We start from the raw sequence: 23,182 nt of genomic DNA, 5'->3' as shown, positions 1-23,182 counted from the left end.
GCCCAGAACGGCCCGGGGCATCACCCAGCTTCATGGACAGACCGATGCGCTTGCGCGCCACGTCCACTTCCATCACCTTGACCTTGACAATGTCGCCGGTCTTGACCACCTCTCGCGCGTCGTTGACGAACTTGTGCGCCAGTTGGCTCACATGGACCAGACCGTCCTGGTGCACACCCAGATCGATGAACGCCCCGAACTGGGCGACGTTGCTGACCGTACCCTCCAGGATCATGCCTTCGCGCAGGTCATTGATGTCGTCCACACCGTCGTTGAAACGCGCCACCTGGAAATCCGGGCGCGGATCGCGGCCGGGCTTTTCCAGCTCGGAGAAGATGTCTTTCACCGTGATGACACCAAATTTTTCATTGGCGAACAGCTCGGGACGCAGCGTCTTGAGCATGTCGGCGCGGCCCATGAGCGCGGCCACCGGCTGGCCAGTCTGGGCCATGATCTGCTCGACCACCGGATAGGTTTCCGGGTGCACACCGGTCATGTCCAGCGGGTTGTCGCCGCCGCGGATGCGCAGGAAGCCCGCGCTTTGTTCGAAGGTCTTGGCACCCAGGCCGGTCACGTCCAGCAATTGCTGGCGGTTCCTGAACGCGCCGTTGGCCTCTCGCCAGCGCACCACCGATTTCGCCACCGTGGCCGAGAGGCCCGAAACGCGCGACAGCAGCGGCACGCTGGCGGTGTTGAGGTCCACGCCCACACCGTTCACACAGTCTTCGACCACCGCTTCCAGCGTGCGCGCGAGTTCGCTCTGGTTCACGTCGTGCTGGTACTGGCCCACGCCAATGCTCTTGGGGTCGATCTTCACCAGCTCGGCCAGCGGGTCCTGCAGGCGGCGCGCGATGGAAGCGGCACCGCGCAGGCTCACGTCCACGTCGGGCATTTCCTGCGAGGCGAATTCGCTCGCGGAATACACCGAAGCGCCCGCCTCGCTCACCACCACCTTCTGCATGCCGTGGCAAGGGTGGCTGGCATCGGTGCCCTTCTGGATCAGCTTGATCAGGTCGGCGGCCAGTTTGTCGGTCTCGCGGCTGGCGGTGCCGTTGCCAATGGCGATCAGGCTCACGCCGTGCTTCTCGCACAGTTGGGCCAGGGTGTGCAGCGAGCCGTCCCAGTCGCGCCGGGGTTCGTGCGGGTACACGGTGGACGTGTCCACCAGCTTGCCGGTGGCGTCCACCACCGCCACTTTCACGCCGGTGCGGATGCCCGGGTCCAGCCCCATCACGACGCGCGGGCCGGCGGGTGCGGCCAGCAGCAGGTCGCGCAGGTTGTCGGCAAACACCTTGATCGCCACCGCTTCGGCGCTCTCGCGCAGGCGGGCGAACAGGTCGCGCTCGCTGGACAGGCTGAGCTTGACGCGCCAGGTCCAGGCCACGCACTTGCGCAGCAGGTCGTCGGCCTTGCGGCCCTGGTGGCTCCAGCGCAGGTGCAGCGCGATGCGGCCTTCGGCCAGCGACACCGTGGGCGCCGGCTTGCCGCTGGCGGTGAGCACGGCTTCCGGCTCGGGCAGCACCAGCTTGGCATCCAGGATCTCCAGCGAGCGGCCGCGGAACACCGCCAGGGCGCGGTGCGAGGGCACGCGGCTGATCGGTTCGTCGTAGTCAAAGTAATCGCGGAACTTGGCCACGTCGGGGTGGTTTTCATCCTTGCCCGCCACCAGCTTGCTCTGGAGCAGGCCTTCGGTCCAGAGCCACTCGCGCAGGCTCTGCAGCAACGCCGCGTCTTCGGCCCAGCGTTCACTCAGGATGTCGCGCACGCCGTCGAGCACGGCGGGCACGGTGGAAAAATCGGCACCCGGTTTGCCGTCGTCCAGCACCTCGGGCGGCTTCGTGAAGGCCGCGGCCTCGGCCATCGGGTCCAGTGTCGGGTCGGCAAACAGCTTGTCGGCCAGCGGCTCGATGCCGAACTCGCGCGCGATCTGGCCTTTGGTCCGGCGCTTCTGCTTGAACGGCAGGTACAGGTCTTCCAACTCCTGCTTGGTGGGCGCGGCGGCGACGGCCGCTCGCAGCGCGGGTGTCAGCTTGCCCTGCTCGTCGATGCTTTTCAGCACGGTCGCGCGCCGGTCTTCGAGCTCACGCAAATAGCCCAGGCGGTATTCGAGCTCGCGCAGCTGGATGTCGTCCAGGCCGCCGGTGGCTTCCTTGCGGTAGCGCGCGATGAAGGGCACGGTGGAGCCCCCGTCGAGCAGCTCCACAGCCGCCTTGACCTGATGAACGCCGACCCGGATTTCCTGCGCGATCTGCGCGATGATGGTGTGCATGTGACCCCTGTCGTCCTGCCCGCACGGTGGCGGGGCTTCAAGAAGGGGCGCAGTTTGCCACAAGCCGGACGGCTCTCGCGCCAATGGGCACCCCGTTCCGACACTGGAACGGTGTACAGGGCCACGGGTGTCGCGGCTAAGGGGCCGGACGCGACGAAACTTCCGATGATGGAGCTTGTGCCACCTCCACCGGCAGCGGCCGGAAGGCCGGGTCCGGGCAGGGCAACCTCAGAAAAACGCGCGTGCCCTGGCCGGGTGTGCTTTCGATCTCCAGCGTGCCCCCCACATTCATGGCCCGGCGCTGCATGCCGGCCAGCCCTTTGCTCCGGGCCGCCTGACGCCGTCGGCGGTCGTCAAAACCCTTCCCGTTGTCCGCGATGGTCAACTCAATGCGGCGGCCCGTTTCATCGTATTCACACACCACACGGATCTCGGTCGCCTGGGCATGGCGCATCACGTTGGCAATCGCCTCCTGCGCAATCTTGAGAAGTTGTGTGACGGCGTGCGGCGACAGCTGCCCCATGGCCGGACTGTCTTCGATGTCCCACACCATGAGGATTCCCGTGCGGTCCAGACAGGGCTGAACCCGGTAGCGCAGCATGGCCAGCGCTTCAAGCGGATGAGTCACGTCTTCGTACAGGCCGTCCACCATGATCTTGAGGTCCAGCAGGCACTGCTCCAGCGACAATGCCAGCGCCCTCTGCTCCGGGTCCCGCGCATCGAGCGAGGAAAGGATCGCCACCAGGTGGGCGCCCACGCCATCGTGCACGTCCTGGGCAATGCGCTGTCGCTCCTCATGACCGCTCTCTTCTTCGGCGGCGGCTGAGTGTTGAAACGGGACACCCCGGCCTCCGAACCGCCCGGACAACATCCACCAGACGCAGACCAGTGCGGCCGGATAGGTATACGCACCCGCCGAAGCCAGCCACGGAACCGCCGCCACAGGCCATACGGCAACCAGGGCACACAGCATCAACAATGCCGACAACAGAAATCGCCCCCAGGCCACAGCCCGCGGGCGGCGCAGGAGCGGTCGCACAAGCACGACCAGCAACACGCCCACAAAAATGAAATTGAACACCCGCCAGACGGTCAACCAGACGTCCAGCGAGGTTGCAGCCCAGAGCCACAGCGACAACACACCGCCCAACGCCTGCGTCCCAACGAGGCCCCACAAGCGTTGCGAAGACAGGGGCACACCGATCAGCACGAGCACGGTGGCCGCCGAGAGGCACACCTGGAGTCCGATGCGCTCGACGAACATGTCGACGGCGTCGGGTGGCTCGTCGGCGAAGCGGCCGATCCACAACATGTACACCACCCAGGCCAGCAATCCGTAGGCCATGGCCACGTCAGCGCGCTTGCTCTCGCGCCCGCCGCCGTAAACCGTCAGGAATCCAACGGTCAGCGTGACCGAGAACAGTCCGACCAGGGGTCCGATATGGTGCGACGACATGCTGGACCTGGTTGCATTCTGCGTTCAGGTCGACCGGCTCAGGCCGGGTCAGATCAACCTCTGGTGCGCCGCCAGATTAACCGCCTGCGCACGCGACTTGACGTGCAGCTTGCGGTAGATGTTGCGAATGTGGGTGTTGACCGTCTGCACGCTGAGCGAGAGCTTGGTCGCGATCTCGGCACTGGTGTGCCCCACCGACACCAGCCTGAGCACCTCGCGTTCCCGTTCCGACAAAGCCTGACGTACCGAACCATCACGTTCCGAAGTCGGAAGATGCGACATCGGTTGCTCCAGTTTCTGGAGCAAGCGACGCGCCAGGCTGGGCGTGATGGATGCGCCACCGTTGAACACCTGGAGCACCGCCTGCGTGAAGCTGCCGAACCAGGAGTTCTTGACCAGATAGCCGGTGGCGCCGAGCTCAAAAGCGCGCATGGCACGGACTTCGTCGTCCATGATCGAGACCACGATCGCCTCGGCCTGGGGCCTCACCTGCTTCATGTGCTCGATCAGGTCAAAGCCCGAACCGTCACCCAGGTTCAGGTCGACGATCATCACGTCGAACTCGCACATGGAAACCAGCCTGCGCCCTTCCCGCAGGCCATCGGCCTGCCCGACCATGTCGATGCGCATGTCCGACACCAGCTCACCCGCGATCACACGCCGGATGTGGGGGTCGTCATCGATGAGGATCACACGCACTGGCCGACCCGGTTCACTGGCCAGGAAGTCGGGCCACATGGAAGGCTGAAAAGCACGGGAGTCCGGGGGATCCCGCTCCGGCTTGCGGATACCAAAGGCACTGGTCAGTGCGTCTGCGAAGAATGGGGCGTTTTTCATGAGTCCTCCAGGAACTCGTTCAGGCAAACATTTTCACAATCAACCGGCATCGCGGCGCAGTGACCCTGTCTCCTCCTGTGGAGTCAATGGAGTTCCCCGCACCTATGAACTTGAGCGCTTAAGGTAAGCTGAAATGAAACAAAATGCCATCAATACTCTCCCTCAAGCAGAGGATGGTTACAATTTTTAACAGCGGGAGACGTGACGCTGTGCACAAAAGCAAAAAAAGCCCCTTCTTGCGATGGGGCTTAAAGGGTCAGTAAGGCCTGACCGTCGGGGAATCCCGGTTGTTGTCAGGCGAGGATGAAGTCCTGCTGGGTCACCGTGGCGGCGTTGACACCCACCAGCGTGATGCTGTCAGCCCCGATGTCGATCAAGGTGTCAACCCCGACCGCCGAGATCACCACGTTGACCCCGAAGTTGCCCGCGGTGATACCCAGCGCCGAGATGTTCAGGAGGTCCTGGCCACTCGCCGGGTTGGCATCGAACCCGGTGATGACGTCCTGCCCAAAGCCGCTGCCGAACACGAAGATGTCGTTCCCGGCCCCTCCCGCCATGCTGTCGTCACCTGCTCCTCCGTTGAGGGTGTCGTTACCGCCATTGCCGACGAGCGTGTCGTTGCCATCCAGCCCCAGGAGCTGGTTGGCCTGCGCATTGCCCGTCAGCACGTTGTCGGAGGCGTTGCCTGTTCCGTTGCTGTTCGTGCCGTTCCGCAAGATCAGGTTCTCCACGTTGGCGCTGAGCGTGTAGCTGGCCGCCGAATCCACCGTGTCGATGCCCCCACCCGCCAGCTCCACCACGACATCAGCGGTCACGTTGACGAGATAGAGGTCGTCCCCGGTGCCTCCTGTCAACAGGTCCACCCCGATCCCACCGCCGAGTGTGTCGTTACCCGCACCACCCTCCACCGTGTCATTGCCCTGGCCTGCGGCGATGTTGTCGTTGCCGTCGCCTCCCAGGATCTGGTTCGCCGAGGTATTGCCCGTGAGCGTGGCACCCACGGCGTTGGTGGACACCAGGTTCTCGACGTTGGCGCTCAGCGTGTAAGCCGTTCCACTGGAGATCACGGTATCGGTGCCACCACCCACCGCTTCCGTGATCACGTCACCCGCGCTGTTGACGTGGTAGGTGTCGTCGCCGGCACCACCGGCCATGGTGTCGTTGCCAGCGCCTCCGTCCAGCGTGTCGTTGCCGCCCAGCCCCTGGAGCTGGTTGGCCTGGCCATTGCCCGTCAGCACGTTGTCGGAGGCGTTGCCCGTGCCATTGATGTTCGCGCCTTCGCGCAAGATCAGGTTCTCCACGTTGGCGCTGAGCGTGTAGTTGGCCGCTGCCGAATCCACCGTGTCGATGCCCTCATCGGTCTGCTCCACCACGACATCGGCGGTGTCATTGACGAGATAGAGGTCGTCGCCGGTGCCACCGGTCATCAGGTCCACGCCAATCCCGCCTTGGAGCGTGTCATTGCCCGCACCACCTTCGAGTGTGTCGTTGCCCCCCAGTCCCTGAATGAAGTCCGGCAGCTCCGTTCCGATCAGCGTATTGGCCGCACCGGTTCCAGTGATGCTGTTGAAAGCCGCCACCAAGTCTGTAGCGTCGGAAAACACCGTCTCAAGGGTTCCAAAGCCATCTGTATACGAGGCCGCCACGCGAAGACGCGCACCGACTTCGGACACAGCGTAGGCCGCACCGGTTGCACCGACGATGTCGTCCCAGGTGGCACCGTCGTCGTTGGACACCTGCCACTGGTAAGCCACCGCGCCCAAGCCTTGCTCATCGGCCAGGGAGTTGCTGGCAGTCAGGACCTGGGTGAGCACAGGTGTGGTGTCGTCGATGGACACGCTGCCCGTGGGCAAGGTGTTGATGAAAGACACGGCCTCAGTCGCGGCGGAAAACACCGTCTCAGGGGTCCCAAAACCGTCCACATAGGAAGCGGCCACGCGCAGCGGCATGCCGTTCTGGCTGAAGCTCACAGTGAAAGTAGCCTGGTTGGCACCAGCTACGTCGACCCAGTCCGTGCCGTCGAACACCTGCCACTGATAGCTCACCACACCCATGCCATTGGCATCGTTCAAGGTGTTGCTGGCCGTCAGGATCTCGTTGACCAACGGTGTGGTGTCGTCAATGCTCACACCCCCGGTGGGCGCATTGTTGATGAAAGTCACCGCATCCGTCGGACCGGAGAACACCGTTTCATTCGTTCCCTGGCCATCCAGGTAAGAAGCCGCTGCCCGCAGCAGCGCGCCGTTCTGGGCGAAGCTCACAGTGAAAGAGTCCGCCGTGGCGCCGGCAATGTCGGTCCAGATGGTGCCGTCAGTGGACATCTGCCACTGATAGCCCACCGTGCCCACGCCATCGGCGTCTGCCAGGGTGTTGCTGGCCGTCAGGATCTCGTTGACCAGAGGCGTTGTGTCATCAATGCTCACAGCGCCAGTGGGCAGGTCGTTGATGTTGCTCACAGGTGCGGTAACGTCCGAGATCACGGTCTCTACGTAGCCAAAGCCATCCGTGTACGTGGCCACCGCACGCAGCACCCCGCCGACGTGCGCATCGCCCGGCACAAAGGTCTGTTCGTTCCCCACGTCGACCCAGACCTCACTGCCCACCGGGCCGGTAAGCATCTGCCAGGTGAACGTCATGGGCCCCAGTCCGTTGACGTCACTGAACTGCACCGATGCAAACAGCGTCTCGTCCTCCTGCACGAGTCCCGTGATGAGCAGGGGCCCGTCCGGCAGCGTATTGGGGCCTCCGATCACCAGCTCCGTCCCGTCCCCGAACACCAGACGCTCGATGTTGAACAGGCGATCGGTGCCATCAAAGGTACCGTTGTTGCCGCCGCCGACCGGCGCGGCACCCACCAAGTGCGTCACCGTCCATGAACCATCGATGGCGTTTCTCTCGGTGAGGTACTCGTCAAAATTGCCACGGTAGAACGCTGTGTCGGTACCCGTGTTGTCCGGGTCCCCATCGAGGATCTCACGCACGATGCTCAGTTGCCCCGGGTTGAGGGTGCGATCCAGCATCAGGCTGTTGAGTGGGCGCCCGCCGAACAGCACCTCGCCAGTCAGGTGGTCATAGACCTGACCATTCAGGGTATCGGCTGTGGCCGTGGGATGGTCCGTCACGCCGCTGACAGCCAGTCGCACGTTGAGCCACCTGTCACCATCGATGATGTCGTTCCCGGCTTTGCCCAGGAAGGTGTCGCTGCCGCCACCACCGAGCAAAATATCGGCCGCTGTGTCATCCACGAAGGAGGCCGTCGTGTCGCCCGTTCGGGTCACTGCGGCCTCGTCCATCACCACCACGGTCTTGGTCTCACCCGCCCAGGTAACTTGAACCCGGTCCAGATGCGCTACCAAAGCATCGAAGCCATCGATGCGATCCACGGCGGACTGCAGCAGTGTGTTGGAGAAGGACTCCCATTTGTCGAACTCGTCGAATTCGGCAGCGGCACCGCCCACACCGTTGGCCCCCGTGACCACCTGGCGGCCGGTCAGCACATCATCATGCACCCAGCCCGAGAGACCTTCGACCAGATCGAAACGGTCGCGCAGGATGACCGCCTCCTGGTTGACGAAGATCGGGATGCCCAGGTCCGAGTCGGCCCCGTTGGGATCCCCCTTGTGGACGGCCCAGTCAAAGCCGGCCATGCCGTTGCTGCGCTGGATGCCGGAGCTCTGGAACATGATGTCGTCACCCGACTCACCGTCGTAGTCGGTGTCGTTGCCCTGGCCGTTGAGCACATCGTGGCCCACGATCGGGCTGTTGAAGAACAGCTCCGAGTTTTCGCCGGCCAGCGTGTCAAAGCCCTCACCGCCTTCGAGCCAGTCATTGCCTTCGTTGCCCAGCAACAAATCGCCGCCGTTGTTGCCGAGCACGAAGTCGTCGCCCTCGCCCGCAAACACCTCCTGGGTGTCCGGACCGGTCATGATGAAGTCGTTGCCTCGACCGCCGAAGCCCAGCACGATTCCCGAACCCATGTGGATCACGTCGTTGCCATCGTCGCCAAACAGGAAGTCGTCACCACCGAGGTTGGTGATGATGTCGTCACCGTCGCCGCCGTACACCTTGTCGGCCTCGTAGCCACCGTCAAGCCGGTCGTTGCCCCCATCACCCCACAGGGTGTCGATGCCCAGGCCACCGACCAGCGTGTCGCTCAGTTCCGAGCCACCGAGCACGATGTGGTCCGCGCCGTTGTATTGCAGGAAGTGGTTGTTGCTGTCCTCGGCGTTGAAACCGGTGCGGATGAACAGCGGTTTGATGATGTCCAGGACCGGGTTGCCCCAGGTCGGGTCGTCGCCGATCTGTACCGCCTGGACCACTTCCAGGATAGCGTTGGGTGTGTCGAAAATCAGACCCGGGATGTGCCCCTGACCGGTCTCGCCCAGGTCGGTGTTGCGCATCACCATGGCCGCGAAGCTGTTGCCTTCGAGCTGGTTCAGCAGGTTCATGCCCTGCGTGCGGCTCAGGTAGTAGAAGCGGTCGCCGTTCTGCAGATTTTCCATCTGCGACTCGAACACGAAGTTGAAGGTGGCGCCCAGCATGCCGCCGAACTCCTGCTTCTCTTCGGCCAGACCGCCGATCCAGAAGTCCACCAGGTTCAAGCCGGTTTCAACACCCGCCCAGCTGCCGGTGCTGTTGAGGTAGTCCAGGCGGTCCGCTGGCGCGCCCTCGCCGCCGGTCACCAGCAGCATGGCGGCATCGCGCTTGGCATCGACCGTGGTCGCGGATGTGACGCTGGTGTGGGTGCCATAGGCCGCGATGAAGTTGATCACCGACATCGGGTTCTTCATGTGGGTCGCAAAATCCGTCCAGCTCGTGTAAGGCGTGAGCCGCGAATCGCCAGTGGCTTCGAAGAACTGGGCACGGGCATTGTTCAGCGAGGGCACACCCGTGTCACGGCCGCGTGCAATGTTCAAGGCACCCAGGTCCAGCGGAAGCCCGACCAGGTTGTTGCGCAAGGCATCGGTCACGAACTCGTCGATCTCGTTGCCAACCTGTTTGGTCATGCCGCGGATGATCTGACCTGCCGCCACTTCAGCCGTCACAGCGCCGTCCTGGTCGAATTCAACCGGGTTCAGGAACGCCTCGATCAGGCCAATGTGTTCCCCACCCACAACGTTGTTGGCCGCGTCCAGCCTGTCCACGGTTTCGGTGAGCATGGAGTGGCCAAACCGGTACACCACGTGAGCAAATTCGGCCACGATGGCGGGATCCAGATCGGGCGACGCCGAGAACACGAACGGATCGATGGCGGGCTGCACCTTGCGCGCGAACTCCTCGAACACCAGGTGCTGGTATTCCATCTCGGTGACGAAGCGGCCCGCCTGGAACAGGCGCTCGCCGTTCCAGACCAGCGCATCGATTTCCGGCTGAGTGGCAGGAACCGCACCGACCGGAACCAGCAACCAGTCGTTGAGCGTGCCGAGGTCCCCGCTGTTCAGGATGGTCTGCTTGTAGTCCTCCACCAGGCGGTTGTGTTCCGAGTGAAACACGGTGTGCACGGTGGTCAGGCCGATGTTTTCGTTGCCGCGTCCGTCACCGGTGATGTAGTGGCGGTCCAGCAGTTCGTTGTCGTAGGTGGACGCATCGCCGTCATCGACCATCAGGTCGTCGGCGTCGGCCACCTGGGCGACCTTGGCGGTCGCGGGGTTGCCATCATCGTCGTAAAAGCCCGGGGCCGCGTGGTGGGCAATGTCATCCAGAAAGGCATGGCCCGTGCGCAGCGCGCCCACAGCAGACGGACTGACGGGCGCGAGCGGGTCCCCCTCAACCACGATATCGTCTTCCGTGTTGGCCACGCCATCCACACCGACACCCGTGATGATCTGGGCGTAGCCGTTGGCGCCCGGAATGAACTTGCCGTAGGGGTCGGTGCGCAGCAGCGGCACGTTGAGCACATCGAAATCGTCGAGCGCGATGCCCAGCATGCTGATCGCCTGGGCCTTCACCTCGGCCCAGTTGGCAATGCCTCCGTTGGCGCCATCCAGCAGGTGCCCGGTGGCGATCGTCGCACCCGTCACCGGGTGTTCCATGTATTCGCGCAGGAACACCTGGTGCGACGCGTGCGAGGTGTAGGTCTGGTTCTGGTCCACGAACGGTGTCGTGGTGTTGATGGTTTCGTGGGTCTGGTCGTCCGCTGTTCCCATGATGCCGTCAGCGCCCGCCGTGGTCACGGTGGCTGCGCGGGTCAGCGCCATGAAGTTCGGACCACCCTCCACGTAGAGCGGATCGTCCGGCTGCAGAGGGATGTAGACCGTGCCATTGCCCGCCTTGGGAATCAGGTCCAGCCCGTGGTCAAAGAACTGGCCGAACAGGGTCATCCAGCCGTTGAACGATGGCGAAAGCCCGATGTCGGGCGACAGGTTCTCGATGGTGATGCTGCCGTTGGCGGAGATGTCAAGACCCTTCGATTCCGCCAGAAGAAGACGCGCCGCCGGATCGGCCACCGCCAGGATTTCTGCGGTATCGGCCATCGGATCGGCCGAGCCAGCGAGCTCCAGGGCCTTGAAGATGGCGGAGAAATTGCCCAGCGTCTGGTCCGAGATCAGGTTGCTGATGATGCGCGGGTCGGCATCGGCGACGCTGATGTGGGAGTCGTAGTTGGTGTTGGTGATGATCGGCGCGCCCGAGCCTTCGGGGCCCAGGGGCATCACGTCCCCGTCGGCGTCGTTCAGAAACTCGGGCTCCAGCAGACGGGGCATGACCTGGTCCGCCGCGCCCAGCAACTCCTGGCCCGGCAGGAGGCTGTTGTAACTGCCATCCACGGTGCGCAGGCCCGATGGCAACAAGGCGCTGATGGGCGTGCCGTCCGGGTGCGCCATGACGCCGGTGGCTGCGTGGTATTCGGCGATGCGGATCTGCTCGAGAATTTTCTCGAGGTCGCCGAGGGTGACGGTGAAGTTGGCGGGTTTGGTGGCCATGATGTTTCTCCAGAAATTCGCGGGGTTCGAGGGGCTTGGGGTTTACGCACAGGTCCGTTTGACAGGACCCGTGGGCGGTGGCCGCTCGAGATGGATGTGGACAAAGTCCTGGAGCGTGACGACGGTGTTCATGCGATTCCCCTAGGTCTGCCTGGCCGACCCGCCAGGTGGGCTGCAACACATATGTTTCAAGTTGTGCTGCGGTTGGAATCAGTGTCACGAGCGTCACCTTTGGTATCAATACCGAGTCCGCCATACCTAAATATGCGTACTCCATGCGTCTGAACTGACGCAATACGTCTTACAAAATCTCTTTGTTTTCAAGATCTTGCGTCGCACTCTTCGAAAATCATCGAGGAGCGATATACAGATTGACCGATATCAAAACTGGTGAAATCAGAATGTTTCATATGTATTTTTTTGTAACTTTTTCGATCTCCAAAAGGTCCAGCAGACGGGCCGATCCCACCCCTTTGATACACATGGGTTTCCAGTCGTGATTTTTTTCACAACACATACCTGACGGGGTTACTGGCAGCCGGTCTTTGCCAAAGCCCACCGATCACCACGGCACAACGCTGGAACAAAAAAAGCCCCCTCAATGAGGGGGCTTTGAAAGGTCAGGAAGACCTGACCGTCGGGGAATCCCGGTTGTTGTCAGGCGAGGATGAAGTCCTGCTGGGTCACCGTGGCGGCGTTGACACCCACCAGCGTGATGCTGTCAGCCCCGATGTCGATCAAGGTGTCAACCCCGACCGCCGAGATCACCACGTTGACCCCGAAGTTGCCCGCGGTGATACCCAGCGCCGAGATGTTCAGGAGGTCCTGGCCACTCGCCGGGTTGGCATCGAACCCGGTGATGACGTCCTGCCCAAAGCCGCTGCCGAACACGAAGATGTCGTTCCCGGCCCCTCCCGCCATGCTGTCGTCACCTGCTCCTCCGTTGAGGGTGTCGTTACCGCCATTGCCGACGAGCGTGTCGTTGCCATCCAGCCCCAGGAGCTGGTTGGCCTGCGCATTGCCCGTCAGCACGTTGTCGGAGGCGTTGCCTGTTCCGTTGCTGTTCGTGCCGTTCCGCAAGATCAGGTTCTCCACGTTGGCGCTGAGCGTGTAGCTGGCCGCCGAATCCACCGTGTCGATGCCCCCACCCGCCAGCTCCACCACGACATCAGCGGTCACGTTGACGAGATAGAGGTCGTCCCCGGTGCCTCCTGTCAACAGGTCCACCCCGATCCCACCGCCGAGTGTGTCGTTACCCGCACCACCCTCCACCGTGTCATTGCCCTGGCCTGCGGCGATGTTGTCGTTGCCGTCGCCTCCCAGGATCTGGTTCGCCGAGGTATTGCCCGTGAGCGTGGCACCCACGGCGTTGGTGGACACCAGGTTCTCCAGGGTGGCTCCCAGCGTGTAGGCCGTGCCGCTGGAGATCACGGTATCGGTGCCACCACCCGCCGCTTCCGTGATCACATCACCGGTGCTGTCCACGTGGTAGGTGTCGTTGCCGGCACCGCCTGTCATGGTGTCATTGCCAGCGCCGCCGGCCAATGTGTCGTTGCCGGTTCCACCAAAGATGGCGTTGTTCAGCGCATTGCCCGTACCGGCAAAGCTCCCCACGCCAGTGAAACGCAGGATCTCGACCTGATCGGCCAGCGTGTACGCGGCCAGCGTGGTGCGCACTTCGTCTGCACCGCCTCCGGCCAACTCGGTCACCTGATCACCCGCATCGTCCACGAAGTACAAGTCGTTGCCCATGCCACCCACCATGCTGTCGGCACCCGTGCCGCCATTGAGGGTGTCGTTGCCAGCGTTGCCGATGAGCGTGTCGTTGCCGTCCAGGCCGGAGAGCAGGTTGGCCCCTTCGTTGCCCGTCAGCAGGTTGTCGGAGGCGTTGCCGGTGCCGTTGATGTTGCCAAAGCCACTGCGCAAGATCAGATTCTCCACGTTGGCGCTGAGCGTGTAGGTAGCCGCCGAATCCACCGTGTCGATGCCTTCATCGGCCAGCTCCACCACCACATCAGCTGTCACATTGACGAGGTAGAGATCGTCCCCGGTGCCGCCCACCATCGAGTCCACCCCCACCCCGCCCTGGAGCGTGTCGTTGCCAGCACCGCCGATCAACGTGTCGTTGCCACCGAACGCCTGAATGAAGTCCGGGAGCTCCGTTCCGATCAGCGTATTGGCCGCACCGGTTCCAGTGATGCTGTTGAAAGCCGCCACGATGCCTGTCGCGGCGGAAAACACCGTCTCAAGGGTTCCCAGGCCATCTGTATACGAGGCCGCCACGCGCAGGCGCGCACCGACCTCGGTCACGGCGTAGGTCGACCCGGTCGCACCGACAATGTCGTCCCAGGTGGCGCCGTTGTCGTTGGACACCTGCCACTGGTAAGCCACCGTACCCAGCCCATCGGCATCGGCCAGTGTGTCGCTGGCCGTCAGGACCTGGGTGAGCACAGGCGTGGTGTCGTCGATGAGCACGACGCCTGTGGGCACGGTGTTGATGAAGCTCACCACCTCGGTCGCAGCGGAGAACACCGTCTCAAGCGTCCCCAGTCCGTCCTCATACGAAGCCGCCACGCGCAGGATGGCACCGATCTGAGCCGGGGTCACGACGAAGCTGGGTTCGATGGCGTCAAGAATGTCCTCCCAGGTTGCACCACCGTCGGTGGACACCTGCCACTGGTAGCTCACCACGCCCAGGCCATTCGCGTCAGCCAGGGTGTTGCTGGCTGTCAAGGTCTCGCCCAGCAACGGCGTGGTGTCGTCGATGAGCACGGCCCCTGTGGGCAAGGCGTTCACGGCAAAGGTCGGGAACGAGCGCACTTCCTCCAGCACGCCCTGCGCATCTTCGTACACCCCCCGGACACGCAGGGACAACCCGGCAAGGTCCGGCGTCACCGTGAAGGTGGTGCCGGTCGCCAGCTGGGCGCCCACACCGGTCTGGGTCATGATGTCCTGGAAGAACCCGGTTCCAAAGTCCGCCTGCCAGTAGTAGGTGAGCGGTCCGGGAATGACCCCGCCCGGGTTGTCCGCATCCGTCACGTCTTCGGCCGAGACCCTCAGCACCTGGCCCGTAGCAGGTTCGAATTCAAAGTCACCGGTCACGTCATCCAGGATGAACAACAAGCCTTCTGGCTCCGCGTTGAGCCCATCCGCCAGCACGATGGTCTCGTCGGCAAAGCGCAGCCGTTCGATACCGGTCAACCGGTCGGTGCCATCGATGCCCGCGCCGGCCACACCGTCCAGGACGTGCGCGACCGTGGTGACGCCGCCCACCGTGCTGATGTCGTAGTCCCCGCTGTTGCCGGTGAACACCGCGGTGTCGAAGTTGAATCCGCCGCTGCCCTCCAGGATCTCGCGCACGATCACCAGCTGACCCGGGTTGTAGGTGCCGGCCAACATGAGCGGCACCATGGGCCGCATGCTGTCGAAGCTGGCGATCTCGGCTCCGGTGCCGTCGTTGTTGGCGCGCACGCTGATGCGCACGTTGAGCCACATGTCACCGTCTATCAGGTCGTCGCCGCCCCGCCCTTCGATCACATCGCTGCCGTCGCCGCCGAGGATGATGTTGCCGGCGCCAAAACTGTCATCGGCATTCCCGGCGGTGCCGTCCGCACCGTTGCCGGCGTCTCCGACAAAGTCGCGCAGGCCGCTGACGAGGTCGAAGTTGGTCAGCACGCTGCCCTGGGCGCCGGCGTTTGGAATCGAGAGTGCATCGGCATCGTCACCGCGCAGGTAGTCACTCTGGGCCGATCCCGAGAGCCCCTCCACCTCGGCAAACCGCGCAATGACGCCGGCGGCCACCGGGATCGGTCCGACGTCGAAGGCCCGCACGCTCAGGTCCATGCTGACCCCGAAGTCCTCGTCCTTGAAGGTCGCCCAGTCGAAGCCGGAGGCGCCCAGGTACTTGTCGCCGGGGCCGCTGCTGCCGACCATGATGTCGTCGCCACCTTCGCCATTCATGATGTCGGCCAGGCCGCTGCCCAGATAGACGTCGTTGCCGACAATCATGTCCAGTCCGAGCGGGTCGAAGTTGTCGCCGGGGCTGCCGTCGAGCAGGCCGCCTTCGAGCCAGTCGTCGCCCTCGTTGCCCATGTTCTGCTCGACGCCATCGCTTCCCAGCATGAAGTCGTTGCCCGGGCCACCGAAGGCTTCGCCGCCGTCTTCGCCGTTGACGATGAAGTCGTTGCCGAAGCCGCCGAGGATCAGGTTGAACAGGCCGTTGCCGGCGTGGATGACGTCGTTGCCGTCGTCGCCCTGGATGTTGTCGTCGCCACCGAGGTCGGTGATGATGTCGTCGCCGGCGCCGCCGCGGATCGCGTCGTTGCCGTCGCCGCCTTCGATGCGGTCGTTGCCGGCATCACCCCAGAACGAGTCGTCGCCGATGCCCCCGATCAGGGTGTCGTCGCCGTCGGTGCCACCCAGCACCACGTGGTCACCGCCGGTGTACTGCAGGTAATTGGTGTCAAGGCCCAGCGTGCTGGGGTCGTCGCGGATCACCAGCGGCACCAGGGGGTTGTCGCCCACCGGGTCGCTGCTGCCGGTGGGGTCGTCGTCGAGGCTCTCGTCCACGACGGTCAGCGGGTCGTCCCCGAGCACACCGTCCGGGCCGGCCATCACGCTCTGGTTGAACTGCCGCGACTGGTCCACCTCCAGCATCAGGTTGGTCTGGAAGATCAGGGCCGGCAGGTGGGCGATGTCGGTCGCCGCCATCACCATCTTGGCGAAGGAGTTGTTCTCCAGCTCGGTCACGAAGTTCAGACCGGCCGAGCGCTCCAGGTAGTAGAAGCGGTCGGCGTTCTGCAGCTTCTCCATCTGCTCTTCAAACACGAAGTTGAAGGTGGAGCCCAGCATGCCACCAAACGGCGTCTTGGCTTCGGCGAGACCGCCGATCCAGAAGTCGACCAGGTTGAGGCCGGTTTCCAGCGTGCCCCAGGCGCCCTGGCTCATGAGGAAGTCCAGGCGATCGGCCGGCGCCCCAGTACCCCCCAGCACGATCAGGCTGGCGGCAGCGCGCTTGCCTTCCATCGTGGTTGCCGATGTGATCGAGCCGTGCGTGCCGTAGGCCGCGATGAAGTTCACCAGCGACTCGGGGTGCTTGATGTGCTGCACAAACTCGAACCAGCTCTCGTAGGGCTTGAGCACGCTGTTGCCCGTGGCTTCGTAGAACTGGGTCCTGGCGGCGTTCAGTGATGGAATGCCGGTGTCACGGCCACGCGCGAGGTTGATCGCGGGCAGGTCCAGCGGCAAGCCGAGCAGGTTGTTGCGCAAGGCTTCGGTCACGAACTCGTCGATCTCGTTGCCCACCTGGCGCGTCAGCCCGCGGATGATGGCGCCGGCCGCCTCCTCCGGTGTCGGTCCGCTGGCGGCAAAAGCCAGCGGGTTGAGGAAGGCGTCGATCAGGCCGATCTCGCTGTTCACGTAGTTGGCATCCAGCCGGTCGATGGTTTCGGTGAGCATCGAGTGGCCGAAGCGGTACACCGTGTGCGCGAACTCGGCCACGATCGACGGGTCGATCTCGGTCTGGTAGTTCTGCAGGTTGGGGATGAACGGATCGATGCCCGGCTGGATGGTGCGCGCAAACTCCTCGAACACCAGGTGCTGGTACTGCATCTCGGTGCCGAACTTCGCGGCCTGGAACAGGCGTTCGCCGTTCCACACCAGGGTGGTCAGGTCGGTTGGCACCTCCGTCACCGGGTTCAGCAGCCACTCATTGAGGAAGCTCACATCGCCGCCGCGTGCCGTGTCGAGCACCACATCCTTGGTGTGTTCGACCAGGCGGTTGTGTTCGTGGTGGAAGACGTGGTGCACCGCGGTCAGGCCGATGTTTTCATTGACCCGGCCGTCGCCAGCGATGTAGTGCGCGTCCAGCAACTCGTTGTCGTATTCGCCAGCCCCCACGGGGTTGCCCGCCGTGGTGTCGGCGTCGGCCGCCAGCGGAGCACCGGTCTGGCCGTTCACCGGGCTGGCGGTGTGGGCAATATCGTCCAGAAAGGCGTGGCCCGTGCGCACCGCGCCGACCAGGCTGATGCCCAGCCCGCCATTTGCGCTGGGATCACCTTCCACCAGCACATTGCCCGGCATCACCACCTGCGGGAAGCCGTTGGGGCCGCGGATGAACATGCCGTATTGATCGGTGGCCAGCAGCGGCACGCTGAAGACGTCGGCATCGGTGAGGTTGATGCCCAGGATGTCGCGCGCCTGCGCCTTCACCACCGCCCAGGTCGCCATGCCGCCGAGGATCACGTCGTCCCCGGTCCCATAGAGGCCGTCGCCCCCCAGGTCCCGGTTGACGATCAGGCCGCCGGTGGCCTGCGGCCGGCCATTGGCGTCGAATTCGTAGGCGCGCAAGAACACCTGGTGGGACGGGTGAGAACTGTAGGTCTGGTTCTGGTCGACGAAAGGCGAGGTGGTGTTGGTGTGTTCATGGATGTCGTCGGCCGTGCCCAGAACACCATCGGCTCCGGGCTGGTTGGTGGCGCGCGTCACCACCATGAAGTTGGTGCTGCCTCCCTCGACATACAGCGGGTCATCGGGTTGCAGCGGAATGAACACCGTGCCGTTGCCGCCCTTGGTCACCAGATCCAGGCCGTGGTCGAAGAACTGGCCGAAGAAGGTCATCCAGGCGTTGAACGGAGCGGAGAGTCCTTCGTCCGGCGCCGTGTTCGGGATGAAGAAGGTATCGAACGGTGTGCCGTCGGCGCGTGTGCCGCTCACCAGTCCCGCACCGTCCACCCCGGCCGCAGCAGCCACGGCCGCCGGGTTGTTTGCGGTCTGGTCGACGATCAGGTTGCTGATGGTGCGGGGGTCGGAATCGACCACGCTGGCAGACAAGCCATAGTTGTTGTTGCTGATCAGCCCGCCGGGGGCGGGACCATTGGCATCGAAGGGTGCGTCATCGCCCTCGTTGCGAAAGTCGGGCTCCAGCAATCGCGGGAAGGTGTTGTCGGAAGCGCCGAACTCGGTCTGGCCCTGCACCAGGTTGTTGAACGAGCCGTCCACCGTTCGCAGGCCTTGCGCCATGCGCGGGTTGTCTACCAGGTCGAGCAGGTCTTCACCCGCCGCGTGCCGCTCCGCAATCTTGATCTGCGCCAGGATGAATTGCAGGTCGGAGCCGATGTAATGGATGCCGGGACTGACGATGCCGTCCTGCGGCCCATTCAACAACGGCGCGGGAGCTGGTGGCGGCGTACCGTCATCGACGGTGGACGTGGCGTCCGAGAACACGGTTTCCAGCACACCATTGCCATCCTGGTAATGCGCTTTCACGCGCAAGGCCAGGCCTTCCAGATCCGCGGTCACGGTGAAGCTCGCACCCAGCGCGGTCGGTGCGCCGCCGTTGGGGCCGGCGATGTCGCGGAACAGGCCACTGCCCGCCACCGTTTCCGCCTGCCAGATATAGCTCACGGGGTTCGTGAGGCCATCGCCATCGACCACGCTGCCCAGGTTGACGGTGAGCGTCTGCCCCACGACCGGCGTGGTATCCGACACCGCGAGCAGGCCCGTGGGCTCGGTGTTGGTGCCCGAGAGCAGCACCGTGCCGTTGTTGAACTGCAGGCGTTCGATGTTGGTCAGCCGGTCGACGCCATCCGACAGGAGCCCGCCACCGACGTTGGGGTCCACGTTGTGGGTGACCGTGGTCACCCCGCCCACCGTCTCCACGGTGTAGTCGGCGATGTTGCCGGAGAACACCGCCGTGTCGTAGCTTGTGTCGCCCGTGAGGATCTCGCGCTGGATCACCAGTTGGCCGGGGTTGATGGTGCCGGCCAACATGAACGGGATCAGGGGCACCATGCTGTCGTAGGTGGCGATCTCGGGTCCTGAGCCGTCGATGTTCTGGCGCACGCTGATGCGCACGTTGAGCCAGCGGTCACCATCGATGATGTCGTTGCCGCCGCGGCCTTCGAGGATGTCGCTGCCCGAACCGCCGAGGATTATGTTGCCGGCATCGAACTGGTCGTCCGCGTTGCCGGTGATCCCGTCGGCGCCCGCGGCGGCCGATCCCAGGAAGGCTCGCAAGTTGGTGATGAGGTCGAGGTTGGTCAGCACGCTGCCGTTGAAGCCGGCCAGCGCGATCTGGGCCGCATCGGCGTTGTCGCCCCGCAGGATGTCGGCATGGGTCGATCCGGACAGACCTTCGACTTGCGCGAACCGGGCGCCCACGGCGGCGGACGATGCCGGTATGGGTGCGGCATTGAACGCGCTCTTGAACATGTCGGCGTTGACACCGGCGATGTCATTCTTGAAAGTGACCCAGTCGAAGCCGGACATGCCGTCGTATTTGTCCGGCCCTTCGCTGCCCACGATGATGTCGTCACCGCCCTCGCCCAGGGCTTCGTCAAAGCCGCCGTCACCGATGAAGACGTCGTGACCAATCACCTTGTCCTGGTTGAAGGGGTCGAAGTTGTCGCCCGCGGCACCGTCCTGCAGGCCGAGTTCGATCCAGTCGTTGCCTTCGTTGCCGAAGGGGAAAGCGTCCAGCTTTGAGCCCAGGATGAAGTCGTCGCCGGTGCCGGCAAAGGTCTCTGTTTCGTCTTCGCCGGTGATGATGAAGTCCTTGCCCGGACCGGCCAGGATGAGGTTGACGCCCGCGCCGCCACTGATGACGTCGTTGCCTTCGTCCCCCTTGATGACGTCGTCGCCGCCCATGTCGGTGATGATGTCGTGGCCCGCACCGGCTTCGATCAGGTCGTTGCCGTGGCCACCCTCGATGCGGTCGTTGCCCTCGTCACCCCAGATGGTGTCGTCGCCGATGCTGGCGATGAGGATGTCATTGCCGCTGGTGCCCCCCAGCACCACGTGTTCGTCACCGGTGTACTGCAGGTAGTTGGCGTCCGTGCCGGGCGTTGCCGGGTTGTTGCGGATGACCAGGGGCACCAGCCCGTCGCCCACAGGGTCGGCAGCGCCGAGGTCGCCGTTGAACTGGACACTCTGGTTCACTTCCAGAATCAGACCGGGCGTCTGGAACACCAGGGCCGGCAGGTGCACCGTGTCGGTGTTCTGCATGATCAGCTTGGCGAACGAGTTGTTCTCCAGCTCGGACAGGAGATTGGACCCCGCCAGGCGGTGCAGGTAATACAGGCGGTCGCCGTTCTGCAGGGCCTCGAGCTGGGTTTCAAACACAAAGTTGAAGGTGGAGCCCAGCATGCCACCAAAGGGCATCTTGGCTTCGGCCAGACCACCGATCCAGAAATCCACATCGTCCAGACCGGTGGTGGTCACGCCGTCAACACCACTGGCCCAGGCACCGGTGCTGTGCAGGAAGTCCATGCGGTCGGCCGGCTCGCCAGCACCGCCCAGCACCAGCAGCGCGGCCGCGGTGCGTTTGTCTTCCATCGTGGTGGCCGTGGTGATGCTGCCATGCGTGCCGTAGGCGGCAATGAAGTTGATCAGCGACTCGGGGTGTTTCATGAATTGCACGAAGTCGGCCCAGCTCTCGTAGGGACGCAGCTGGTTGTCGCCCGTGCCTTCATAGAACGTGCGCCGCGCAGCGTTCAGCGAAGGGATGCCGGTGTCGCGGCCACGCGCGAGGTTGATCGCGGGCAGGTCCAGCGGCAGACCGAGCAGGTTGTTGCGCAGCGCCTCGGTCACGAACTCGTCGATCTCATTGCCCACCTGGCGCGTCACACCGCGCACGATGGCACCGGCGGCCTCGTCGGGCGTGGCGCCGCTGGCCGCGAACTCCAGCGGGTTCAGGAAGGCCTGGATCAGACCGATTTCGCTCGAGCCATAGTTCGGGTCGAGGCGGTCGATGGTCTCCGTCAGCATGGAGTGACCGAAGCGGTACACCGTGTGCGCGAACTCGGCCACGATGGACGGATCGACCGTGTCGTCGAAGTCCAGGAACGCATCGACGTTGGGCTGGATGGTGCGCGCGAACTCCTCGAACACCAGGTGCTGGTACTGCATCTCGGTGCCGAACTTGGCGGCCTGGAACAGGCGCTCGCCGTTCCACACCAGCGTGGACGGGTCGGCCGGGATAGCGGCCACGGGCGTGAGCAACCAGTTGTTCAGAAAGGCCACATCGCCCGAGTCCAGCAGCAGCTGCTTGGTGTGCTCCACGAGCCGGTTGTGCTCGGAGTGAAACACGTGGTGCACGGCGGTCAGGCCGATGTTTTCGTTGACCCGGCCGTCGCCAGCGATGTAGTGCGCGTCCAGCAGCTCGTTGTCGTAAGTGCCGGGTTCGCTCAGGCCCACCGCGCTGTCGGAGTCGGCCGACAGCGGCAGGCCTGTCTGGGCATCGCGGGGGCTGGCAGCATGGGCGATGTCGTCCAGGAAACCGTGACCGGTGCTCACCGCGTTGGCCAGGCTGACCTGTGCGGCTGGGTTGCCTTCGACCAGGGTGTCGTCCTGCATGACCACCTGCGGGAAGCCATTGGGCCCGCGGATGAACATGCCGTATTGATCGGTGGCCAGCAGCGGCACGCTGAAGACGTCGGCATCGGTGAGATTGATGCCCAGGATGTCGCGCGCCTGCGCCTTCACCACCGCCCAGGTCGCCATGCCACCAAGCACCACGTCGTCCGTGGTGCCGTAGATGCCGTCGGCCCCCAGGTCCCGGTTGACGATCAGGCCGCCGGTGGCCTGCGGTTCGCCGTTGGCGTCGAATTCGTAGGCGCGCAAGAACACCTGGTGGGACGGGTGAGAACTGTAGGTCTGGTTCTGGTCGACGAACGGCGAGGTGGTGTTGGTGTGTTCGTGGATGTCGTCGGCCGTGCCCAGGGTGCCATCCGGACCGGGCAGATTGGTGGCGCGGGTCACCACCATGAAGTTGGTGCTGCCACCCTCGACATACAGCGGGTCATCGGGTTGCAGCGGGATGAACACCGTGCCGCTGCCGCCCTTGGTCACCAGGGAGAGACCGTGGTCAAAAAACTGGCCGAAGAAGGTCATCCACGCATTGAAGGGCGCCGACAGGCCTTCGTCGGGCGAGGTGTTCGGCAAAAAGAAGGTCTGGAAGGGTGTGCCGTCGGCCCGCAGGCCGTTCACCAGTTCCGCACCGTCCTTCAGCACATCGTCCAGGCTTTCATCAACGTCCAGCGTGTTCGGGTCGTCGCCCAGGATGCCGTCCACCCCCGCATCGAAGGCCGCGGCGTACGCCGCGGGGTTGCTGGCGGTCTGGTCGGAGATCAGGTTGCTGATGGTGCGGGGGTCGGAATCGACCACCAGGCCACTGGTCTGGGTGTAAGAGGTGCCCGCCTCGGCATCCATGAAGTCCGGTTCCAGCAGCCGGGGAAAGGTGTTGTCGGCGGCACCGAACTCGGTCTGGTCCGGGATCAGCTGGTTGAAGGAGCCATCAACGGTTCGCAGTCCGAAAGACACTTCCGTGTTCGGAACAAGTGTCACCAAAGGTTCCCCAGCCGCATGCCGCTCTGCGATCAGGATCTGTTCCAGGATGAATTCCAGATCCGATTTGATGTACGAGGCCATTTTCAGCTCCTTTGCGCGCCAGCCACGCTAATATGAACAATCAAAAACAATAAACAACAGAAAGCTATCGACCCTGCGGTCCATTCGACCCGGGATCGTTTTTATTACGAAATAAAATGCAAATTCCCCACCAATCCGAACGCCATGATGGATGCATTCGGCTATCGGGTATCTTCTTCGACGGGCTTTTAAGCCGTTGTTATCAGCCAGAAACGTTTGACCGTCGTAGGCAATCAAGACCCCCTGGAAACCGAATCCGCTGGACTCGGGGAA

5 protein-coding genes are annotated in these 23,182 nt (G+C 63.8%); all 5 read right to left on the bottom strand.

Annotated features, from left to right (window positions below; genetic code table 11):
- Nucleotides 1–2,269 (bottom strand): Tex family protein (locus F3K02_RS10395; protein WP_246309363.1); only part of this gene is annotated, 2,269 nt, incomplete at its 3' end.
- Between the two features lie 136 nt (nucleotides 2,270–2,405).
- Nucleotides 2,406–3,725 (bottom strand): sensor histidine kinase, encoded by a 1,320-nt coding sequence (locus tag F3K02_RS10390; protein ID WP_177135541.1) that lies wholly within the window; start codon nucleotides 3,723–3,725, stop codon nucleotides 2,406–2,408.
- Nucleotides 3,726–3,773: 48 nt separating this feature from the next.
- Nucleotides 3,774–4,562 carry a response regulator transcription factor gene (locus tag F3K02_RS10385; RefSeq protein ID WP_177135540.1) on the bottom strand — a complete coding sequence of 263 codons (789 nt, stop codon included), beginning with the start codon at nucleotides 4,560–4,562 and terminating at the stop codon, nucleotides 3,774–3,776.
- Between the two features lie 293 nt (nucleotides 4,563–4,855).
- Nucleotides 4,856–11,482 (bottom strand): peroxidase family protein, encoded by a 6,627-nt coding sequence (locus F3K02_RS10380; RefSeq protein ID WP_177135539.1) that lies wholly within the window; start codon nucleotides 11,480–11,482, stop codon nucleotides 4,856–4,858.
- Nucleotides 11,483–12,139: 657 nt separating this feature from the next.
- On the bottom strand, nucleotides 12,140–22,909 hold the full coding sequence (locus F3K02_RS10375) for a peroxidase family protein (protein ID WP_177135538.1): 10,770 nt from the start codon (nucleotides 22,907–22,909) through the stop codon (nucleotides 12,140–12,142).
- Nucleotides 22,910–23,182: the final 273 nt, after the last annotated feature.

Origin of the sequence: Hydrogenophaga aromaticivorans (assembly GCF_013387465.1) — a bacterium.
Taxonomy (GTDB): Bacteria; Pseudomonadota; Gammaproteobacteria; order Burkholderiales; family Burkholderiaceae_C; genus Hydrogenophaga; species Hydrogenophaga aromaticivorans.
The sequence above is the reverse complement of the archived record's forward strand: the minus strand, read 5'-3'. Positions and strand labels throughout refer to the sequence as shown.